The organism is Mojavia sp. (genome assembly GCF_059505145.1).
Map to the genome: position 1 here is coordinate 1 of NZ_JCACKA010000068.1, position 18174 is coordinate 18174.

The window sequence follows — 18174 nt, forward strand, 5'->3', positions numbered from 1 at the left end:
TGACAAGCTTTAGGTGCTGTTAGTTCTTTTGTTCTTACAAAGTTGATATGCTCCCGAAGCCAACCTTGACGATAGAGTTGTTTGAGGTGATTAAACTCAAAGTAAGCTTCAATAATGGGCAAAGTCTGCTTGCCGTTTAAAAGAGCGATAGGTAAAAGAGCTTTTGTATGGATTATGAGAAGTTAAATATTACAACTGAGTTAACTGTTTGATAAGTTGGAATCTTTAATTACAAAGATTATCACGCAATACGCGATCGCCCTATGACTAAAAATCAGCAACCACGTTTCATAGTTGTGGATACTCAACAACAACTTGTTTACTGCTGAGAGCGCATGACTACGCAATCCCCCAAGCAAGTAAACCAACTATCATGGAATTAGACCACAATAAGAATAGGCAATCATAGAGGGTGCTGCTATGTATCGTCTAACTCAAATTATTCGGAACTTCTTACTTCGTCTTGAAGGTTTTATTTCTGTTATCTGGAAAAATTTTGCTAATTCGGGCAGAAATTTCTTTGGTTTTTTTGCCAAACTCTTTGGATTAACCGAATCTGGTTATTTCTTGGAATCTGATGAGGCACAAACCATAAAGCGGGCTGAAACAAAACAAAAGATTGAAACAGATCGGGATACCGCTCCTAGTACTTCCACCACCAACCGCCGCCGTTCTAATGCCAAAATGGACTACTACCTCAACATGGCGCGTGATATCAAAAAGAACTAATTCAGGATTTACGCACGAAGTTGACTAGTAGAGGCTGGGTGTGAGCTTATAAGGGTGAGGGTGGAACAGTTGTAGCGGTGGGTGCGATCGCCTATGTCGGACACTCCGCGTGATCGCTATCTTGATGAGACTGAGTTCACCTCACCTTTCTATGCAGTAACAGAGAAATACCTCTATCCACAGGCTTATAAAGGTATTAGACTCGAAGAACTGATGGCAGTTTGAAAAGATATTTAGCAAATTTCAATTGCATGGGCAATTTCTGGGGCGATCGCTTTTTTAAAAAGCAACAACAGAAGTGAATGCTAAAGTATACAAGTACAATTTATTACTTAATATTTTCCACAATTTTGTTAGCCGCTGTAACCAAACTTTCTGCAATTACTTCTGGTTGTGGAAAACATGAAAGATAGTTCAACTCTTGTTGGGTAAATTCTTCTAAAGCCTGAAAGCTTCCTACTTCCCAACTACGTTTTACAATAGCAGGGATAATCTGAGTAATCGCTATATCTTCAAAAATAGAACTAATGTCAGATTTTATATATTTCCCCTCTCTCAGCAAATAAATCGAAAGCCTGCCACTATCATAAATCCATAGTTCTGGGACTGCGATCGCTTCATAAGCATCAAGAGTCGTTTTAGATGTAACATCCGTCTCAATCGCTAAATCTGGTGACGGATCATCAGGTTGTAAACGACGATGACCAATCATCCGTTGATAATTCTCAATATAAAAGCAAGCATCAGGTTCTACACCTGCGATACCTTGCCGTTTAAAGATGGTGGAACCAAAAGGTTGATATCTGATACCCTTAGCTTTTAGCAAGATTTTGACAACATCAGAAATTAAATCTTTGGCAATTTCATGTTCAGGTAAGGGAACCATAATTTCTAAAGCACCCTGGCTGTAGGCAATTCGTGCAGCTCGTTTTTCTCCCAGTTCTTGCAAAATAGACTCAAATTCTTCCCAGCTAACATCTGGAATGGTAACAGTGCTACCAGGTGCCAGCTGCATCTGGCTAACAGGTTTAAAAACGGGGATGGCAGCAGTCATAACCACAATATAAGTAAGCTAAGTTTAGATAATTATCTATCAGGGCGGGTGGGTAAGGTGCCCACCGCAACCTTTAAGACTGATGATAGATTGAGTTTAACAAAAGCGATTGAGAACGCTCGGTTTACACTTTAAACTTCTCGGTAATCCGTTTCATAGCCTCTTCTACATTCTCTCGACTGTTAAACGCAGAAATGCGGAAGTAACCTTCACCAGCAGCACCAAAACCAGAACCAGGAGTTCCTACCACATTGACGGTATGCAGCAATTTATCAAAAAATTCCCAACTCGAAAGTCCATGAGGTGTTTTTACCCAGACGTAAGGCGCATTTACGCCACCGTAAACAGCCAATCCTGCGGCTGTGAGTTGCTCACGAATAATTTGGGCATTTTCTAGATAAAAGCTAACGAGTGTTTTGATTTGTGCCTGCCCTTCTTGAGAGTAGACTGCCTCAGCACCCCGTTGTACGATGTAGGACACACCATTAAACTTGGTGGATTGGCGGCGATTCCACAGTTTCCATAGTTCTACATCGGAACCATCGGCGGCTTTTGCTGTTAATGTCTTAGGTACAACAGTTAACGCACAACGGGTTCCTGTAAAACCTGCATTTTTGGAGAACGAGCGAAACTCGATCGCTACTTCTCTTGCACCTTCAATTTCGTAGATCGAGTGAGGAATATCGGGATCGGTGATGTAGGCTTCGTAAGCGGCATCAAAGAAGATGATTGAGTTATTCGCTCTAGCATAGTCCACCCATGCCTTGAGATGTTCGCTACTAGCAGTTGCACCTGTGGGGTTATTGGGAAAGCACAGATAAATTAAATCGACTTTCTGTGAGGGAATTTCTGCGGTGAAGTTGTTCTCAGCCGTAATCGGTAAGTATACTAAACCTTCAAACTCGCCTTTATCGTTAGGATTTCCAGTGTTTCCCGCCATGACATTAGTATCCACATACACGGGATAAACAGGGTCAGTAACGGCGATGATATTGTTTTTGCCAAAAATTTCCAGAATATTGCCTGTATCGCACTTAGAACCGTCGGAGATAAAGATTTCTGAAGCATCTACCTCAGCCCCCCGCGCTTGGAAATCTTGGGTAGCTATTTTTTCCCGTAACCAAGCATAGCCTTGCTCTGGGCCATAGCCTTTGAAGGTGGCGCGATCGCCCATTTCTTCAACTGCTTTAATCATTGCCGTGCGGCAAGCTTCTGGTAAAGGTTCGGTCACATCGCCAATGCCCAAGCGGATAATCTTAGCATCAGGATTTGCTTGTGCAAAGGCATTAACCCGGCGAGCAATTTCCGGAAATAGGTAACCTGCTTTTAGCTTGAGGTAGTTATCGTTAATCGTTGCCATACTAGTCTGTGAAAGACGCCCTAAAACAGCTTACTGCTAATTGATCTGTGCTATAGCATCTTTAGCCGTGCTGATGCTATCTTGTCCAAAAATTTGGCATTGCAGATTTGCATGATAAATAAGCCATTGCTGAACGTTGATATGAAAAGCTCAAGTCAGAAATTACACAAGTAATAAGCTGTTACACACTTCTTTTACACATTTAGGCAATAGGGAAATAGAGGAGCAGGCAAGAAATATTAACGTTTTTTTTTCAAAGTTTAAAATATGCGGCTTAAATGTGCATTTAAGCACAAATCTGCGTCCAGACAATTTTGTAACAATTTTATAATTTGTCTCAATGCTTTTCGGCTTTTGAGTAATAAAAAGCTTTACAGTGTCGAAAAATCAGATAATATCATGTTTGCATAATCTCATCATATAATATAATGCCTGCTCGAAGATTTATATTATCCGTTGATCTAGCTAATAACTAATCGGTAATCGCTAATTCCATCTTCTTATGTTACCAATTACCGATTTATACTTAAAGGAGTAGGCAAAGTGATTCACCATACTTGGGCTTACCCTGCCTTAACTAATTATTTTTTCTGAATTTCGGTCTTATAAGGTAATTTTAGCGCTAAATTGGTAAAAATCATCATTAAGCAAGTATATTAGACTCCGTTGCTAATATACGCAAATATACTGCTTGTAGCTCTGATTATGTATATGGGCAAAGATGCCCGCAGCCAACGTAATTATATTGAAGGTTATTATATAAATTACAACTATAGGTAGATACGTATTAAAGACTTATCTACTAGACAAAAAAATATTTAACTTATATAATTCGGTATTTACAAGGTTCTTTACGTTTATAGCAACCGGTTAATTAAATAACAAAAGCTGATTTTGCAGAGCGGAAAGTAGCGATCGCTTCCAAGGCAAATGCAAATTCTCGTTATAATTTTATATAAACTTGCGCTGTTACAAAAATTCCAAACCAATTTGTTAAAAATTATGTACTGCTAGTATTTTACCATATATAACTTTACTATAAATTAATTAACTGCTTATGGTGCGTTAATAAAAACTACATAAAATATTTATACAACTTCATGTAATTTTCATATGTATTTGATTAATATAAAATCCCAAAAAAATTAATATATTTTTTAAACAAAAAACATCAGAATTTTATATAAAGCCTTGTGCCAAGCATGTATTTTACGTGAGATTGAGTAAGCAATTACTCGTAGGTAGAACATCATGGTTGCTAAAGCTTCTTTTTTCATCGATGATGCAAATGCTAATAGCATCAATGCCAGTACCTATAATTCCGGCTCTTTTAAGATTGTTAATAATTCCACATCTCAAGAAAAAATAAACAAAGTAGTTATTGACCTAAGCTCTAGTATTCTTCCAGATTTAGTCTTTGATCCTTCGGGAACTGCTGGTGACCTTGTAGCAAAGAACTTTACAGTAGATAGTGAAGGCGGAACAGGATTTGCTGCTTTCAAGTTCCTCAAAGCTCGTGACGGTGGCTTTGATGCCGTAGAAATCACTTTTAACAGCTTTGATCCAGGTAAAACATTCACTTTTTCTGTAGATGTTGACCCAACCAGTATCAAAGGTTTACCTGCTCCCGGGCCAAATGAGTCAGGAAGTGTTTCTGGGCTCGAACTAATAGGTACAACACTTACAGTCGATTTCTCTGATAGTACGAGTTACACAGGAAAGACTTATAGAATTCCCAATAGTTTAGATGGCTCACAGGTTGTTATCCAAGCAAATGCACCTACCCAACCAACAATTCAGGTTTTGGGTCTAGCCTCAACTGCACCCACAACTGTTTCAAATGCCAACCAAACAGTTAAAGTCAGCGGTACTCCAGGGACTTCAGTTAGCTTACTAGTGATGGAGGCTGGCTTATTTAAAAATAACGGCGGTGGTTTTGATCTAGATCCTTTTGAAGCCAACTCAGCGATCGCTGTTAGTGAAAAGTCTGCCACGATTGGGACAGGAGGTTTTGTCGATATTCCGATAACCCTCACACGTTCTCAAACGGATGGAGGATTGAACCATATCGTTGCGGTAACTAAAGCCGCTGATGGAACGACAAGCTTACCATCTGTCGTGCAGATCTTAGATTATCAACCTAACGCTGCACCCGCACCTCTACCTGATTCAGGTAATACTCCACCCAAACCCAACGCAATTCGGATCAATGCTGGAGGTGGAGCGTATACCGATAGCTTAGGTCAAGTTTGGAGCGCAGATCAATATTTCGTTGGTGGCAATCTTAATGGTACGACAGCAGCGATCGCTGCTACTACCGCAGACCCACTTTTTCAAACAGAGCGTTGGCTGAGTAACCTAGCCTATGCAATTCCAGTAGCGAATGGAGACTACACAGTCAAACTCCAGTTTGCAGAAATTTACTGGAATGCCGCAGGCCAGCGCATCTTTGATGTCAGTGCAGAAAATCAGCTAGTCATCGATGACTTAGATATTCTTGCCCAAGCTGGCGGTAAAAACATCGCTCTGGACAAGTCCTTCAATGTCAACGTCAAAGATGGCACACTGAATTTGGATTTCTTGGCCAGTAAAGACAATGCTAAAGTCTCGGCTATTGAAATCATCCCTGCTAACGTTACTCCTGCACCCACACCCAGCGCAATTCGGATTAATGCTGGAGGTGGAGCGTACACCGATAGCTTAGGTCAAGTTTGGAGCGCAGATCAATATTTCATTGGTGGCAATCTTAATGGTACGACAGCAGCGATCGCTGCTACTACCGCAGACCCACTTTTTCAAACAGAGCGTTGGCTGAGTAACCTAGCCTATGCAATTCCAGTAGCGAATGGAGACTACACAGTCAAACTCCAGTTTGCAGAAATTTACTGGAATGCCGCAGGCCAGCGCATCTTTGATGTCAGTGCAGAAAATCAGCTAGTCATCGATGACTTAGATATTCTTGCCCAAGCTGGCGGTAAAAACATCGCTCTGGACAAGTCCTTCAATGTCAACGTCAAAGATGGCACACTGAATTTGGATTTCTTGGCCAGTAAAGACAATGCTAAAGTCTCGGCTATTGAAATCATCCCTGTGAGTGCGACTGGCCCAAAGGTAATTTTGCAAGAAACTGCGGGTAATACTGTGGTTACCGAAGGAGCGGCTACTGGTGATACTTACTCGTTAGTTCTTAATACCAAACCTACAAGCAATGTAACGATTAACCTAGCAGCTGGTAATCAAATTACACTAGATAAACCCAGCCTAATCTTCACACCTGATAACTGGAATATAGCCCAAACTGTTACTGTTAAAGCTGTTGACGATAGCTTAGTAGAGGGAACTCAAACAGTAAATATTAGTCACACCATTACCACTACAGATAACAATTACAAAACTCTTACTATTCCCAACGTTGCTGTTACTGTTATTGACAACGATGGTTCTCCAGCCACAGGCAAAGCCATTCGGATCGATACAGGCGCAACTAAATCTTATACCGACACTAAAGGCCAAGTTTGGGAAGCAGATAAGTATTTTGTAGGAACAAGCAATACCTATTCTACTGCTGCTCCAATCGGCAAGAGTGAAGACGACGCTGTGTATCAAACTGAGCGTTATGGCAAAAACTTGGCTTATCAGATTCCAGTAGCGAACGGCAACTATGCTGTAAATCTACACTTTGCAGAAATTTACTGGACTGACTTTAATAAGAGGATTTTTGATGTCTCTTTAGAAGGTCAGAAAGTTTTTGATGACATAGACATTTTTGCCAAATCCAAAAATGCCTTCTTCACAGGTAACAACTCTGCTCTGGTTTTATCTGCCCCAACTCAGACTGTGACTGATGGCATCCTCAACATTGATTTCGCAGCCAGTGTTGACAACGCAAGTATCGCAGGTATTGAAGTCATCGCATTGACCGGGCCGCAAGTAGTTTTGCAACAAACAGGAGGCAAAACTGAGATTACAGAAGGAGGCGCTAGCGATAGTTATTCCTTAGTTCTCAATAGCCAACCCACAGCGGATGTGACGATTAATCTTGTACCTGGCAATCAGATCAGCGCCAACAAGACTAGTTTGACCTTCACCCCTGCTAACTGGAATGTTGCTCAAACAGTCACTATCAGTGCAGTGAACGATAATGTGGCAGAAGGTGCCCAAACAGCCAACATTACTCACACGATCACTACTACAGATAGCAACTACAAAAATCTTACTGTTCCAAATCTTGCTGTTGACATCATCGACAATGATATCGTTGCTGTCAGCTTTAACAAGAAAACAGTAGCTTCAGTTAGTTCTCCTACGGTCGGAGCTTGGGGCCCAGATGGTAGGTTTTATGTGGGCACTTACAGTGGTGAAATCAAAGCATACACTTTTGATCAAAACTACAACGTTACTGCTACCCAGACAATCACCACTATCAAGAACCTAGATAATAAGCAAATATTAGGGATCGCTTTTAACCCTTACGACACCTCTGGTTCCCCAAGTATCTATGTTGCTCATAGTAAGCTATATGCCAATGGTGGTACAGGCTTTCCCAAAACTGAACTTTCTCCTTATAGTGGTGAAATTTCAATACTCGAAGGAGCTGATTTCTCACAACGGAAATCTTTAATTACAGGGCTACCGGTTTCAAACCATGACCATGGCATTAATGCTTTAACGTTTGATAACAAAGGTGATTTATACATTAATGTTGGTGGCAATACTAATGCAGGTATTACCAATGACAATATAGGTGGTATTCCAGAGTCTCCTTTCTCGGCTGCTATCCTCAAAGCTGAAATTTCCAAATCTAACTTCAATGGGCAGATTAAGTACGAACTACCAAATCCTCTACCACCTGGTTATGAGATTCCAAGTGGATTAACTTTTAATCCGGCAGATAGTCAGGTCTTTGGGGATATAGTGAATGTAAAACCTGGTGTAGATGTGTCCGTCTACGCTAGTGGACTTCGTAATGCTTTTGGTGCAGTTTACACCACACAAGGATTACTTTATGCCACAGAAAATGGTTATAACGCAACATTTGGAGACATCTCTACCTCGGCTACAACTCAAAAACCAACCACTGTCGGTTCTGCTCCAGATGAACTCAATCTGATCAAAGCAGGTGAATACTATGGTCATCCCAATCGAAATCGTGGACGCACTGACAATCGCCAGAATACTTTTTATGGGCTAAGTGACCCCAGTATTCCAGGCGTATACACAGCCCCACTGACAACTTTCACTCCTTCGACCAATGGGCTTGATGAGTACCGTGCTACAACATTCCAAAACCAAATGCGAGGTAATTTAATTGCCCAGCAATGGAATGGCAAATTCTATAACATTAAACTCTCAGCAGATGGCACTCAGGTGCAACAAACTACAAACCTGACTGGTGTTGCAGATGGTTTAGATATCAAGCATGGGCCTGGAGGCGCGATTGTCGGCGTTGATTTAACTGATAACTCAATTACGGTTGCGCTTCCTAATGATCCTTCGGCGCTAGATCCTACTGTCTACGATTTATTCCCTTGGAGAGCGCCAGCAGTAGGCGGTAATACATTCGTCATTGGCGGTAAGAACTTTGGGAATTTAGGAAATACTCAGGTTTCCATTGGTGGACAATTTGCATCTATTACCTCAGTTTCTGACCAAAGAATCATTGGAACTGTGCCAAACTTTGTCGGCAAACAGCTCATTGACCCCAATGCTAACGGACTCTTAGATTTGGTTGTTAACAGTAATGGTAAGCAGTCAGTAATGGCAGACGCATTCTTGCCATTAACTGGAACAGCCTACTTCGTTTGATGAGATAAAGTCTGCAATCTAGCTGTTCTAGATTGATTATAGAATGGGGGCATAAGAATCTTATGCCCCTGTTTTCGTATCGCACAGAGCGCAGTGCCTTTGGCGATCGCGCTTCATTTGACCTTTGGCAAGCGCTGCTCCATGATTGATGACAAATAAAGCAGAACCAACCACCTAAGCCACTTTGAGGGCTGTCGACATCATTCTTTTATCAACCAGACACAAGCAGAATTCTTTCAAAGTTTTCATCTTTACATATTTAAGTGATTATCTATCAGGAAGTAAACTGTTTTATTTTGGCTGTAAAAATATTCAGTATGAGTAATCATGGGTCAAAATCTTAGCACTGCAAGCATCTCTATCATTATTCCAACTCTGAATGAAGCAGTAAATATCAAAATAGCGATGTCTTCTCTGCAAGAGGCGGGCTTTGCCAACGCAACTACCCAACCTAGTAGGAATATAGAAGTAATTGTGGTAGATGGTGGCTCCAAAGATGACACTGTAGAAATAGCGCAATCACTGGGCGTAAAAGTTATCTTGTCATCTCCTGGTCGTGCGGTGCAAATGAATGCAGGTGCTGTGGCTGCTAGTGGTGAAATTTTGCTGTTTCTTCATGCAGATACACGTTTACCGTCTGGCTTTGATGCGATGATTCGCACAGCACTACAGCAACCAAGAACAGTTGCCGGTGCGTTTAAGTTGCGGATTGATGCATCACCTTGGGGTATGCGGTGGGTAGAATGGGGAGTGAATTGGCGATCGCATTTTTTGCAAATGCCCTATGGCGATCAAGCAATTTTTTTAACTAAAGAAGTTTTTCAGCAAATTGGAGGCTTTCCAGAATTGCCTATTATGGAAGACTTTGAACTCATACGCCGTTTAAAACGCATCGGTAAAATTGCGATTATTGCAGTTCCAGTTGTCACCTCAGCCCGTCGTTGGTTACAAAAAGGAATTATTCAAACTACCCTAATTAATCAAATAGTAATTATTGCTTATTTACTTGGTGTTTCACCTAAGCGAATTCGTAGCTGGTATCGCCAGGAAAAATTTAAGGGCATTTAAGCTAATTCTCAGGAAAGTAGAATATTTTGGTTGAAGATAGCAAGACGGTAAACAAACTGAAAATTCAAGACGCTTGAATCAGATTTGTCCCTGATTAACTCTTATTCAGAATGTAACAAAAATTGCTCAGAAAGCTTTTAAATAAAGTGTGGCAACAGTCAAATTTAGTCATGATTCAAATAACTAAAATTATTTTTTTGAGACTGTGCGTGTTAATATTTCTGGTACTTGGCACTACTTTCATATTAGACACGCACCCTGTTTTAGCGCAAGAATCTGCTAGTGCAACTGCTTTTAATATCCAAGCCATTTTACGAGATGCTTTGCAATGGATTGATAGCCTTGGTTCTGTAGGAGCTATAGCTTTTATTGCACTTTATATTGTTGCCACTGTCGCTTTTTTACCAGGCTCGATTCTCACTTTAGGCTCTGGCGTTGTCTTTGGTGTAGTTTGGGGTTCTCTTTATGTGTTCATTGGTGCAACTATAGGCGCTACTGCTGCTTTTCTGATCGGACGTTATTTAGCAAGAGGCTGGGTTGCTGATAAAATCGCAGGTAACAATAAATTTGCTGCTATTGACCAAGCTGTCGGTAAAGCTGGATTAAAAATCATTCTGTTAACGCGACTTTCCCCGATATTTCCGTTTAATTTATTGAATTACGCCTTTGGCATCACAGGAGTTTCACTCAAAGACTACTTTATTGGCTCTGTGGGCATGATTCCTGGAACAATCATGTATGTTTATATTGGTTCTCTGGCAGGTAATCTGGCCAGGATTGGAACTGAGGCGCAACCTACCAACCCTACTGTGCAATGGGCAATTCGGATTATTGGTTTTATTGGTACGATCACTGTGACTATTTATATCACTCGTATAGCGCGAAAAGCTTTAGAACAGGAAGTAATCAACAATTAAAAATTTAAAACTCAATAAAGCTAGAAAAATATCTGTTAATTATCCAACCGACAAACATTTCTGAGGCTGTAATCCTTGTACATTAAGGGATTAGGTACTAGGTACTGGGAAAATCATTCCAACCCCCATCAAATGAGGTATCACCAATGTCTAACTCAGAATTCGAGAGAGTCACAGTCCGCCCAATGGATGAGTATAACCAAACTTTGGTGTCCTACGTTCATCCACCGGATTGGGTTAATCCAGAACCTGCTAATATTTACGATTTGGTGGTAATTGGCGCGGGAACAGCAGGGTTAGTGGTGGCGGCGGGGGCGGCGGGTCTGGATTTGGGTTTAAAAGTGGCGTTGATTGAAAAGCATCTCATGGGTGGAGATTGCTTAAATGTGGGTTGCGTTCCATCTAAAACTATTATCCGCTCTGCTCGTGTGGTGGGCGAACTATGGGATGGTAAAGATTTAGGAATTAACATTCCCAAACATATTGATGTTGATTTTTCCACAGTCATGGCCAGGATGCGCCGGATAAGAGCTGGTATCAGCCCTCATGATTCAGCTGAACGCTTTCAAAAGTTGGGAGTTGATATCTTTTTAGGTAGCGGTCGGTTTGCAAGTAAAAATACTGTGGAAGTGGGTGATAAAACCCTGCGTTTTAAAAAAGCAGTAATTGCAACTGGCGCTAGAGCCGCACGTCCGGCGATTCCCGGAATTGAAAAGGCTGGTTTTTTGACCAATGAGTCGGTTTTTTCCTTAATCCAACGACCGGAACGTTTAGCGGTAATTGGTGGTGGCCCTATTGGTTGTGAGTTAGCTCAGGCTTTTCGACGCTTGGGTTGTGAGGTGGTGCTTTTCCATCGCAGCGCACATATTCTTAATAAAGAAGATGCTGATGCTGCCGAAATTCTTCAAAAAGTATTAATTAAAGAAGGAATTCGCTTAGTATTAAATTCTAAGGTAGAAGAGGTGGTAACTGTCACCGAGGGGAAGCGGCTTTATTTTTCTGTTAATGGTCACCGAGATTCTGTAACTGTAGATGAGATTTTAGTCGGTACAGGACGCGCCCCCAATGTAGAAGGTTTGAATTTAGAAGCTGTCGGGGTGGAGTACGACAAGCACCAAGGTGTAAAGGTGAATGATTATCTCCAAACGACGAATCCCAAAATTTATGCAGCTGGTGATATCTGCATGGATTGGAAGTTTACCCATGCAGCTGATGCAGCAGCACGGATTGTAATTAAAAATACGCTGTTTTCTCCCTTTGGCTTGGGGCGTTCCAAACTTAGTAGTTTAGTTATGCCGTGGGTAACTTATACTGACCCGGAAATTGCCCATGTGGGGATGTATGAACAAGAAGCTAAAGAGAAAGGTATTGATGTGGATACAATTATCATTCCTTTTAGTAGTGTAGACCGAGCGATCGCCGATAGTGAAGAATCAGGATTTCTCAAAATCCACCATAAAAAAGGATCTGATGAGATTCTCGGTGCAACGATTGTCGCCAGTCATGCAGGTGAGATGATTTCGGAAGTGACCACGGCAATTGTAGGTAAACTCGGTTTGAGCAAGTTAAGCAGTGTGATTCATCCTTATCCGACTCAGGCTGAAGCTGTTAAGAAGGCAGCAGATGCTTATCGGCGCACACTCCTGACTGAGAATACTAAACGGCTGTTAGGATTTCTGACAAAATTTTCTTGACCAAGGAAAAAATTTATTTGTCTCCATCACTCAAGTCACTTGCTCTGTACCTTTAATTACGAATTACTAATTAGGGAACTCCAAAAAATAAATTATCCCAATTTCTGGACTCAACACGACTTTCCCTCCCCCTGCTCCCCGCCATCAAAGCGATAGGATATTTTTTTATTTGGAACTTCCTTATAATCCCTACAGCGACCTTGCCTTAAGCCGAAAAAAGCATTTCTAAAGTAGGAAAAATTACAAACTTGACGTTTTAGATTCCCACTTTCCCCTAGACTAAGGGCAGCAACCTTGTTCAAACTGGCTGAGGAAGGTGGAATTTGTGACAGAGAAGAATAATTTAACCTCTATTTTCCAGGATATGTCCCGTAGAGAATTGCGAGATTTAGTGCGAACTCAGCTGCAAATGCTGCTGGAAGAAGAGGATCTACGTGGAGCTAAAGCTATTCTGGTACCTGTACAGCCTGCGGATATTGCCGAGGCCATTGAAGGATTGCCAGAAGCAATGCATGGGTTGGCTTTTCGCTTACTTTCTAAGCATGAAGCGATCGAGGTTTATGAATATCTCGACTACAGTGTTCAAGAACGGCTAATTGAGGAACTCAGAAGTCAGGATGTCCGCGACATTGTAGATAAAATGTCCCCGGATGACCGAGCTAGGTTATTTGATGAACTACCGGCAAAAGTTGTTAATCGCCTATTAGAACAACTTAGTCCAACAGAACGCCAAGCCACAGCCCAGCTATTGGGTTATGAAGCTGATACTGCTGGGCGAATCATGACGCCAGAGTTAATCTCGCTGAAAGAAAATTTTACGGTATCTCAAGCTCTGGAGCGGATTCGCCGCCTAGCTAATGCCAGTGAAATGATTTATTACCTTTACGTCACTGATGGGGCAAGGCAGTTAACAGGGATTGTGTCACTACGGCAGTTAGTCACATCTCAACCTGAACAACTCATGGGTGAAATCATGACCCGTGACGTAGTATTTGTCTACACTGATACAGACCAGGAAGAAGTTGCAAGATTAATTCAAAGATATGACTTTCTAGCTGTGCCTGTAGTGGATCGAGAACAGCGTCTTGTGGGTATTATCACTGTAGATGATATTATTGATATTTTGCAACAGGAAACGACTGAAGATATCTACGCCTTGGGTGGTGTACAGTCAGGAGGCGATAACTATTTTCAGATGAATTTACTGGAAGTTGCTCGCAAACGTGTTGTATGGTTGTTAATCTTACTTGTAACAAATACCTTCACAGGCACAATTATTAAGTCACAAGAAGACCTTTTAGCAAAAGTAGTAACGCTAACGGCGTTTATTCCCTTACTTACTGGTACTGGCGGTAATGTGGGGGCACAGTCTTCTACTGTAGTGATTCGTGGGATGAATACTGAAGAAATAGATGCGTTGGGGCCATTGCAAGTGATTGGACGTGAGGCGATCGCTGGTGCATTACTGGGAACAATGTTAGGAACAATCGCCACTATTTGGGCATTCTTTCTGCAAGGACAAATAGAGGTGGCGATCGCAGTAGGAATTAGTCTAGTAGCTATTTCTGTTTTAGCCTCTATTTCTGGTTCGGCACTGCCGTTTTTATTCCGCTTACTTCGTTTAGATCCAGCATTGATGTCAGCGCCATTCATTACCACAGCAGTTGATGTACTTGGCGTCTTAATTTACTTCAATCTGGCGCGGGTTATTTTAAAGTTGTAATACCCTGTTTATATTCAGTACTGGCAGTGGATTATTTGTAAAGTAAACATTTAAATTTAATTAAAGTGATTGGGGTGCGATCAGAGGTCTAACTGCTGTACTTATTGATAAATGTTTGCTCCCTAAGAATTAAAATTAGGTGCGTTAATGCAGTGTAACGCACCCTAAAAACTTGTAATTTTTGATAAATCAGATATGTATCTGTATTGCTGATAAGTAGGTAACAGACAGTTATCAACTTCATCACTGTTTACCTATTACCAAAAAAGTATAGTTCAAAATTTTTACAGTTCGGTAGCTGTATCTGGGGCAACAATTTCGCCTGTACCTAATTCTAGAATCAGATCCTGATCGGTAATCAATTCCGTAAGTTCCTTAACTTGTAGATTCATTTCTTCACAAGCTTGTCTTAATTCTCGTGCAAATCTATTGAGATCATCACCATAACCACATTGGTAAGCAGCAGTTTCAATTCCTTGTTTGGCATTTGCTCTAGCACAATCTACTAGCTCTGTACCGTGTAATGGTGTTGTGGATGGCATAGGCGTATTTGTTAATTATTAAGTGTTATTTCTAGATATATTATCAACTATTTAGTATTTGCTTATCCCCCTTATGGAGGACGAATAAAGGTAAATTCTCAAGATTTCCATATTCCATAATTTATAGGGTGGGCAGTACCCACCCTATGGTTATTGAGAAGGGTGCAATTTGTTAGTTACCCTTTTTCATCTTGGGAAAACTAGCCATTAACTACTTCTGCACCATTTGGATGTAACACTTGACCAGAGAAATAGGAAGAATCGTCAGAAGCTAAAAACACGTAACTAGGGGCAACTTCTTCGGGTTGTCCAGCTCGTTGCATTGGAACTTGCTTACCAAAGTTAGCAACTTTTTCTTCAGGAAAAGTAGAGGGTATTAAAGGTGTCCAAATCGGCCCTGGCGCTACAGCATTTACGCGAATTCCCTTTTCGACCAAATTTTGTGATAAAGACCGAGTAAAGGCAACAATTGCACCTTTTGTAGAGGAGTAATCAAGTAGTTGGGCGCTGCCTTTATAAGCGGTTACCGATGTGGTATTAATGATCGCACTGCCTTCTTGCAAGTGTTTGATCGCCGCTTTGGTCATGAAGAACATCGAGAAAATATTAGTGCGGAACGTGCGCTCTAGCTGCTCTTTGCTAATATCTTCGATATTTTTTTGTGGATGTTGTTCAGCAGCGTTGTTAACAAGAATATCGAGTTTACCAAACTCATCTACTGTTTGTTGTACAGCGTGTTGGCAAAAAGTTTCATCACCAATATCGCCTGCTATGGCTACGGCACGACGTCCGTATTTTTCTACTAAATTTTTTGTTTCTTTGGCATCTTCGTGTTCATTTAAGTAAAGAATCGCCACATCTGCACCTTCTTTAGCAAATGCGATCGCTACAGCACGACCAATACCACTATCTGCACCTGTAATCAATGCAACTTTATCTTTTAACTTGCCGCTACCCTGATATTTGTCATCTTCTGCTTTGGGTTTTGGGTTCATTTCAGATTCAGAACCGGGTGGATTTTGCTGCTGTGGTGGTTGTAAAGTTTGCTCTTCTGGCATAAGGCTTTTCCTGTAAATTGACTAGCAATTTTAGCTTGGGGAATATTTGGAAATGAGTTAACAGTAAATCTTCTGATAACTGATTCCCAAAAGTAAACCTTGGATCGACAATTCAACCCAAGGATTACTTTGTGCTTTAGCTCTTTCTTGCAATTTGCAAGTTTATGCTATTTGCCCTAGATGTTAAATAAACGTAATCACGGCTTGTAGATGCACACGTCTAAAACTCTTGCTCCTCACACCTAATACACGCTCTTAATCTGACCACGAAAAATAAGTACACAACTCTCTAACGATGTAGGATTGCTCTCATACATCTGCTTTCAAGTTAACTGTTAATTTGGAAGAGTTTATCGCTCTTTAGATGTAAAAGTATTTCTAATTTGCTCAACCTTAAGATGTACAACAATATTAACTAAATAGGCTTATAGAGTATTGCAACAAAAAGTATATTTCTACATCCAGCTCTATCGGCTAGCTACCCTTGGTTAGAAACTGTGTCAGTTTGAAATCCTGCCCGTCTGGTTGCTCCTCTCGGATGTACCATAGTAGTAAGAAGGTCTTGAAATCAAGACAGGGCAGGTATTATGGTAAAAGTGAATATTTCTGAGTTAGAGCAGGTTGATCAGTTTCGTAGTCTTCAATTAAGTTTGCGCGATCGCTGGAAAACTATCGAATTGTTTGACAACAGCGAGGCGGATATTTTAGTTATTCCCTCACTGAGTATCGATCAGCGCGAACTCAGGAAAATCGAGGGTTGTGAACATTATGAAGAACGATTATTATTTTCTTTGATGCGCTTGCGGAACCCCCGCACTAGGCTAATTTATGTGACATCAATGCCTCTGCATCCTAGTATTATTGATTACTATCTGCAACTGCTACCAGGAATTCCTTTTTCCCATGCCCGCAATCGGTTGCTGCTACTTTCTACTTATGATTCTTCTCTCAAACCCCTCAGCCAAAAAGTTTTAGAACGCCCTCGTTTACTAGAGCGGATTCGCCAAGCCTTGAGGCGAGAGAAATCGTTTATGGTATGTTACAACTCAACCTTTTTAGAAGCAGAATTGTCTGTACAATTGGATGTGCCACTGTACGCAGCCGCACCAGATTTGCAGATTTTGGGGACAAAAAGTGGCAGTCGGCAAATCTTTGCTGAAAGTGGTGTACCTCATCCAGATGGCAGTCCAAGAGTTTGGAATCCGAAAGATTTGGCAGAAGCTGCAAGTGAATTGTGGGAACGCCAGCCGACATTAAAAAGAATCGTAGTGAAACTCAACGAAGGAATTTCGGGTGAGGGAAATGCACTGCTGGATTTAAGACCGATTATGAATGTAGCACCAGGGCAAGCTTCTCATGCCCAACGGACAGCAGCAATTAGCGATCGCTTCGCAACTATGAGCTTTCAAGCATCAAAAGAGACTTGGGCGAATTTTTCGGGACGCATTCCTGAATTAGGTGGGATTGTTGAAGCATTTGTGGAAGGAGAAATTAAGCGATCGCCTAGTGTGCAAGGACGCATTACACCCAGTGGCGAAGTAGAAATCCTCTCAACTCATGACCAAATTCTGGGAGGGCCAGACGGTCAGATTTATCTCGGTTGTAAATTTCCTGCTGATGAAAGCTATCGGTTGCAATTGCAACAATTAGGATTAAAAGTTGGCAGAAAACTTGCCGAAAAAGGTGCATTAGAGCGATTTGGCGTAGATTTTATCACCGTTGACCAAGGTAATGGACAGTGGGATATTCAGGCGATCGAAATTAACCTCCGTAAAGGCGGTACTACTCATCCTTTCATGACCCTGAAATTATTAACTAACGGTCGCTATGACCTTTCTACCGGGTTATTTTATAGTCAACAAGGTCGTCCAAAATACTACATTGCCACTGACAACCTGCAAAAAAACCGCTATCAGGGATTGTTACCCAACGATTTAATGGATATTATCGCCCACCACAGATTGCACTTTGATAGCTGCACTGAGACAGGTACGGTATTTCATTTGATGGGTTGTCTTTCTCAGTTTGGTAAGTTGGGATTAACCAGTATTGGTGATTCCCTGCAACAGGCAGAAGATATGTATAACAAGGTTGTCAAAGTTCTTGATGAAGAAACCCGCAGCAACAATAATAATTTCTCTGGCTTCTCAGATTACGCCTTCCCTATGACTTGGGATGGATACAGCTAATAGCGAACGTGAATCAAATTAAAGTGCAAACTTAA

13 protein-coding genes are annotated in these 18174 nt (G+C 41.2%); 8 read left to right on the forward strand and 5 right to left on the reverse strand.

The features are described 5' to 3' along the window. The first annotated feature begins 420 nt into the window (after positions 1-420). Positions 421-729 (forward strand): threonine dehydratase, encoded by a 309-nt coding sequence (locus tag AC5JL8_RS16060; RefSeq protein WP_495880694.1) that lies wholly within the window; start codon positions 421-423, stop codon positions 727-729. A 93-nt stretch (positions 730-822) separates the two neighbouring features. Continuing rightward, positions 823-954 carry a hypothetical protein gene (locus tag AC5JL8_RS16065; protein ID WP_495880695.1) on the forward strand — a complete coding sequence of 44 codons (132 nt, stop codon included), beginning with the start codon at positions 823-825 and terminating at the stop codon, positions 952-954. A 103-nt stretch (positions 955-1057) separates the two neighbouring features. Here AC5JL8_RS16065 and AC5JL8_RS16070 read toward each other — a convergent pair whose 3' ends face one another. After that, entirely contained in the window at positions 1058-1783 is a 726-nt protein-coding gene (locus tag AC5JL8_RS16070) for a Uma2 family endonuclease (protein WP_495880696.1), read from the reverse strand. Positions 1784-1907: 124 nt separating this feature from the next. After that, the gene (locus tag AC5JL8_RS16075) at positions 1908-3143 is read right to left on the reverse strand and encodes an LL-diaminopimelate aminotransferase (protein WP_495880697.1); all 1236 of its coding nucleotides are present in this window, start codon (positions 3141-3143) and stop codon (positions 1908-1910) included. A gap of 1251 nt (positions 3144-4394) precedes the next feature. On the opposite strand from AC5JL8_RS16075, the gene AC5JL8_RS16080 reads away from it, so the two are divergent. Further along, entirely contained in the window at positions 4395-8948 is a 4554-nt protein-coding gene (locus AC5JL8_RS16080) for a malectin domain-containing carbohydrate-binding protein (RefSeq protein WP_495880698.1), read from the forward strand. A gap of 60 nt (positions 8949-9008) precedes the next feature. Here AC5JL8_RS16080 and nrtS read toward each other — a convergent pair whose 3' ends face one another. Further along, positions 9009-9122, reverse strand: a complete 114-nt coding sequence (nrtS, locus tag AC5JL8_RS16085; protein WP_495880699.1) for a nitrate/nitrite transporter NrtS — start codon at positions 9120-9122, stop codon at positions 9009-9011. A gap of 153 nt (positions 9123-9275) precedes the next feature. On the opposite strand from nrtS, the gene AC5JL8_RS16090 reads away from it, so the two are divergent. The 4 genes from AC5JL8_RS16090 to mgtE all read left to right on the forward strand — a co-directional run bounded on the left by AC5JL8_RS16090 (position 9276) and on the right by mgtE (position 14350). Next, positions 9276-10016 (forward strand): TIGR04283 family arsenosugar biosynthesis glycosyltransferase, encoded by a 741-nt coding sequence (locus AC5JL8_RS16090; protein WP_495880700.1) that lies wholly within the window; start codon positions 9276-9278, stop codon positions 10014-10016. Positions 10017-10186: 170 nt separating this feature from the next. After that, positions 10187-10933: a TVP38/TMEM64 family protein gene (locus tag AC5JL8_RS16095; protein ID WP_495880701.1), complete on the forward strand. Its 747-nt coding sequence runs from the start codon at positions 10187-10189 to the stop codon at positions 10931-10933. Between the two features lie 146 nt (positions 10934-11079). Further along, the gene (locus AC5JL8_RS16100) at positions 11080-12627 is read left to right on the forward strand and encodes a mercuric reductase (RefSeq protein WP_495880702.1); all 1548 of its coding nucleotides are present in this window, start codon (positions 11080-11082) and stop codon (positions 12625-12627) included. A 364-nt stretch (positions 12628-12991) separates the two neighbouring features. Further along, on the forward strand, positions 12992-14350 hold the full coding sequence (gene mgtE, locus AC5JL8_RS16105; protein ID WP_495880792.1) for a magnesium transporter: 1359 nt from the start codon (positions 12992-12994) through the stop codon (positions 14348-14350). A gap of 284 nt (positions 14351-14634) precedes the next feature. Here the strand turns inward: mgtE and AC5JL8_RS16110 are convergent, their stop codons facing one another. Together AC5JL8_RS16110 and AC5JL8_RS16115 are read right to left on the reverse strand one after the other, a co-directional pair. Continuing rightward, entirely contained in the window at positions 14635-14892 is a 258-nt protein-coding gene (locus AC5JL8_RS16110; RefSeq protein ID WP_495880703.1) for a hypothetical protein, read from the reverse strand. 200 nt (positions 14893-15092) lie between these two features. Further along, a complete protein-coding gene (locus AC5JL8_RS16115) occupies positions 15093-15950 on the reverse strand; it encodes an SDR family oxidoreductase (protein WP_495880704.1) in 858 nt (285 codons plus the stop codon). A 587-nt stretch (positions 15951-16537) separates the two neighbouring features. Here AC5JL8_RS16115 and AC5JL8_RS16120 point away from each other — a divergent pair. After that, positions 16538-18139, forward strand: a complete 1602-nt coding sequence (locus tag AC5JL8_RS16120) for a peptide ligase PGM1-related protein (protein WP_495880705.1) — start codon at positions 16538-16540, stop codon at positions 18137-18139. Positions 18140-18174 lie beyond the last annotated feature (35 nt).